This window comes from Streptomyces sp. NPDC059900 (assembly GCF_050270335.1).
Classification (GTDB): domain Bacteria; phylum Actinomycetota; class Actinomycetes; order Streptomycetales; family Streptomycetaceae; genus Streptomyces.
This window is the reverse complement of sequence record NZ_JBNNJZ010001070.1, coordinates 1-1,475: the sequence shown is the minus strand read 5'-3', so window position 1 is coordinate 1,475 and position 1,475 is coordinate 1. Positions and strand designations below refer to the sequence as shown.

At 67.7% G+C, this 1,475-nt stretch carries 2 protein-coding genes; both read left to right on the top strand.

Annotated features, from left to right (window positions below; translation table 11 throughout):
- Nucleotides 1–1,082, top strand: a 1,082-nt coding sequence (locus ACQKIP_RS47300; RefSeq protein ID WP_427745847.1) for an SRPBCC family protein, incomplete at its 5' end; no start/stop codon positions are given.
- A complete protein-coding gene (locus ACQKIP_RS47295; RefSeq protein WP_365862123.1) occupies nt 1,082–1,441 on the top strand; it encodes a gas vesicle protein in 360 nt (119 codons plus the stop codon). The genes ACQKIP_RS47300 and ACQKIP_RS47295, both read left to right, overlap by 1 nt.
- The last annotated feature ends 34 nt before the right edge of the window (nt 1,442–1,475 follow it).

Sequence of the window (1,475 nt, the reverse complement as noted above, 5' to 3'; positions counted from 1 at the left end):
CGACCAAGCTCAACGACATCGCCGAGGGCAACAGCCCCGGCTTCGCCAAGATGGCCCTGGAGGGCGGCCGGAAGCTCGCCGACGGCAAGGGGCCGCTGCGCTCCGCCGTCGAGGCCGGGGCCGGGCATCTCAAGGACAACCTGACCGAGGGGGTCAAGGGCCTGTTCGGCACGGGCGGCAAGGGCAAGTCGAAGGCGGGCAGCGGCAACAAGCCGACAGTCATCCTGGAGAGCATCGACATCGGCGTGGGGGTGCGTACCGCCTACGACCAGTGGACCCAGTACCAGGAGTTCTCCTCCTTCGCCCGCGGCGTGAAGAGCGCCAACCGCGCGGACGACGTGACCTCCGACTGGCAGATGAAGGTCTTCTGGTCCAGCCGGAGCTGGAAGGCGCACACCACCCAGCAGGTCCCCGACCAGCGCATCTGCTGGACCTCCGAGGGCGCCAAGGGCACGACCAAGGGTGTCATCACCTTCCACGAGCTCGGCGAGAACCTCACCCGCGTCCTGCTGATCATCGAGTACTACCCCAAGGGCCTGTTCGAGAAGACCGGCAACATCTGGCGGGCCCAGGGCCGCCGCGCCCGCCTCGACCTCAAACACTTCGCCCGGTTCATCTCGATCAAGGGGGAAGCGACCGACGGCTGGCGCGGCGAGATCCAGGACGGCGAGGTCGTACGCAGCCACGACGACGCGGTCGCGGAAGAGGAGGAGAACGCCGGGGCGTCCGAGAACGACGAGGCGTTCGACCCGGACGACGAGTATCCGGACCAGGAGCCTGGCGACGGCGCCGAGGAACCCGATGACGGGTACGAGGACTCCGAGGACTACGAGGACGAGGAGGAGGACCCCGAGGCGTACGTCGACGAGGACGCCGCGGCCCACGAGGACGACGACGTCGCAGACGAGTACGCCGAGGACGGGTACGACGACGAAGCCGGCGAAGAAGACGAGGAGTTCGAGGACGGCGAAGAGCTCGCGGCCGAGGACGACGAGGAGTACGAGGACGACGGCCTCGAGGACGACGAGGTCTCTGCCGACGAGCGTGAGCAGCCCGGGCACGCCGGTGCGCGGAGCCGTTGATGGGCCCCGCGAACAGCTTTCCCGACTCCCCTCTCGGCGGGGGAAACTCGGGGGCCAACCTCGCCGACATCCTTGAGCGCGTCCTGGACAAGGGCATCGTCATCGCGGGTGACATCAAGATCAACCTGCTTGACATCGAGTTGCTCACCATCAAGTTGCGCCTGATCGTCGCCTCGGTCGACAAGGCGAAGGAGATGGGCATCGACTGGTGGGAGCAGGATCCGGCGTTGTCGTCGGGTGCCCGGCATCAGGAACTCGCAAGGGAGAACACCGAACTGAGGCAGCGCCTTGCCGCCCTGGAGAACGACAGCGCACGCGGGGAGCCCGACCCGCTCCCCCGGAAGGGAGACGCCCCGTGACTGAGCTGCGTTACGTCTACGCGATCTGCGGCCC

What these genes read in the sequence shown, in the direction of transcription:
- ACQKIP_RS47295 (WP_365862123.1), top strand. Translation starts at nt 1,082, where the DNA reads ATGGGCCCCGCGAACAGCTTTCCCGACTCCCCTCTCGGCGGGGGAAAC.